Source organism: Rhodococcus sp. T7 (genome assembly GCF_009872365.1).
GTDB lineage: Bacteria > Actinomycetota > Actinomycetes > Mycobacteriales > Mycobacteriaceae > Rhodococcus_F.
Genome location: NZ_WXYH01000181.1, coordinates 1 through 2,407 on the forward strand (window position 1 = coordinate 1; position 2,407 = coordinate 2,407).

The following is a 2,407-nucleotide window of genomic DNA, read 5'->3' on the forward strand; positions in this document are numbered from 1 at the left end:
CCGGCGGCGAGGGCGTAGGAGATCGCGCCCATCGGGGTGTAGAGCGGGAAGTTCCACGGGCCGATGACACCGATCACGCCGAGCGGCTGGTAGCCCAGGGTCGCGGACTGGTTGACCGCGGGCAGCCCGGACCGCACGCGGCGGCGCCGCAACACTTGTCGGGCATGGCGGGCGGCCCAGTCCAGGTGCTCGATCGCCAGCATGATCTCGAGGACGGCGTCGCCACGCGGTTTGCCTGTCTCGGCGGAGATCAGCGCGGCCAGGGTATCGGCGTCGGACGCGACGGCCTGTTTGAAGTCGAGCAGCATGGTGCGGCGGCCACGGAAGCCCTGGTCGTTCCACCACCGGGCGGCGGAGCGGGCCCGATCCACCGCTGCGGCCACGGCGACCGAGTCGGCGATGGGGTACTCGGCGAGGACGGTGCCCGAACGCGGGTTGAGGCTGGCGAACGTGCCGGACGGGGCGGCTGTGGGGGCAGTAGTGCGCGCGTTTTCAGTCATGAGATCAGCCCTTCTTGGGAGGATCACCCCGACATTGGTCGGCGCGATCTCGGTGGTTCCGCCCCGTGCGCGGCGGCGGATGGGGACGACGCGGCCCGCGCGACCGCGGCGAGCACGCAGTGGGCGGCGAGGCGTCGAGGCGACGTGGGCACCGCCCGAAGTGGAATTCCGCAGCGCCGCGCCACCGGTAGCCGGGCGGCGACTGCCGAGTGCAGCGGGGTGCGCCCGGCCATGACGGTGGGCCTTCCGGCTTGCCCCCTCCCGAGGTCCGACCGCCCTCGAACCTGACACTATGGCGCTGGGCGACCTGGAACATCAAAGGTGCGACCTCGTCGGGTGGACGATCGGTGGGCACGCACCGGACGACGTCGGCGAAGAACCGTCCCGCGCGGGCGCCGTGCGTGAAGGCGAGAATTCTCGCCGATGAGGTTGTCACGGCCCAGGTGTTCGGGACACCCGCCGGGATCGTGATCGAGGCACCGGGCTCATAGGATTTCCCCGCCACCCGGACGGTCAACCCGCCGTCGAGCAGATAAACCGTCTTCATCCAGGGTGCGCAGAGCAGCGGCACCGGGGAGCTGGTGTGCGGCGCTTCGACTTCGAAGACCTCATAGGCGCCGTCGGTGTGCTCGGCTCCGGCCTTGATGGTGTGGATGTCGTCGAGGATGTCGAGCCGGGTGCCCTGCCCGGGCCCGGTGTAGTTCGTGCGGCATGACATGGACGTTGCTCCGATCACAGTCGAGCGAGCAGGCGAGTTGTTCTCTCTCATGGGACTTCGGCTTTCTTGCGGGATCATCCCGAAGAGATTGGGTGGTCGCGGCTACTCGATGTCACCGGCGCCGGCAGCAGGTGGTTGCGGCGAACTGAGGAGTGCCGGGTGGGCGACTGCCCCGTGGAAGGGGTGGTGCCCGCACCGAAGTGTCAGGCTTCGAGCACGGTCTTCGCGTTCTCGAGATTGCTGTGGGCGTTGCGGGCATAGAGTTTCGCGACGATCCCGTCGGGGATCTTGCCGAGGAGGCCGCCGAACTTCCCGGACTCCTGGTGCCAGGTGACGCGGGTGCCCTCGGCCCCTGCCGGGGCGAAGCGGATTTCGGTCTCGAAGGGGGCGGGAGTGTCGACGCCGCGGCGACGCAGGTACTTGTCCTGCTCGACGCCGGTCAGTTCCTCGGTGACGTCGAGCCGCCGGCCGGCGACCTTGACGACGTGATGCACGACGGCACCCACTTCACCGCAGTCTCCCGAGACATGCTGGTATGACACGACGTTCTTGGCGTACCGGGTGACGTTCCCCGGGTCGTGGAAGAAGGCAAACACCTCCTCGATGGGGCGTTCGATGACAACGGATTCCTCGGTGACGATCATCGCGACCTCCTGGGTCATGTTGTTGTGGATGCTGGGCAGGTGGATTGTCGGCCGGCGGTCGGGGTAGTCATTGGTCTGCGTACCTACCGGTGAGGTAAGTGGTCGATGAGGTCGGCTGCCGCCATCGAGCCGTCATGTGAGCGGATCCGCGCCCCGAGGTCGGCGGCGGCCGCCCGGTGTGGGCCGTCGGCGAGAAGAGTGTCCACGGCCGTCCGGATGCGGTGGGGTGCGGCCTTCTTGGGCAGGCATCGGGCCGCCCCTCGGTGTTCGAGGGTGCGGCCGATCATCTTCTGATCGAGCAGCGGGTGCATCGGCAGGACGATCAGCGGCACGCCGTGGGCGAGGGCGCGCATGGTGGTGTCGTGGCCGCCGTGCCCGATGACGAGGGTGGCGTCCGGCAGGATCGTCTCGTGATCGAGGTGGCCGTGGACCTCGGTGTCCGGGCCGGCGGTCAGGGTGGCAGGGTCGACGGAGGTTCCGGTGGTCACCACGGTGCGGGCCGGGACGCCGCGCAGCGCGTCGAGGACGTGCTGCAGGGTCTGCTG

The 2,407-nt window shown here is 69.0% G+C and carries 4 protein-coding genes; all 4 read right to left on the reverse strand.

Annotated features, from left to right (window positions below; genetic code table 11):
* A partial coding sequence (locus MLGJGCBP_RS18375; RefSeq protein WP_160097503.1) for an aldehyde dehydrogenase family protein occupies window positions 1-500 on the reverse strand: 500 nt, incomplete at its 3' end.
* A 4-nt stretch (window positions 501-504) separates the two neighbouring features.
* The gene (locus MLGJGCBP_RS50570; RefSeq protein ID WP_201453119.1) at window positions 505-1,218 is read right to left on the reverse strand and encodes a hypothetical protein; all 714 of its coding nucleotides are present in this window, start codon (window positions 1,216-1,218) and stop codon (window positions 505-507) included.
* 203 nt (window positions 1,219-1,421) lie between these two features.
* On the reverse strand, window positions 1,422-1,880 hold the full coding sequence (locus MLGJGCBP_RS18385) for an SRPBCC family protein (RefSeq protein WP_236581193.1): 459 nt from the start codon (window positions 1,878-1,880) through the stop codon (window positions 1,422-1,424).
* A 65-nt stretch (window positions 1,881-1,945) separates the two neighbouring features.
* Window positions 1,946-2,407, reverse strand: a 462-nt coding sequence (locus tag MLGJGCBP_RS18390; RefSeq protein WP_268960756.1) for a glycosyltransferase, incomplete at its 5' end; no start/stop codon positions are given.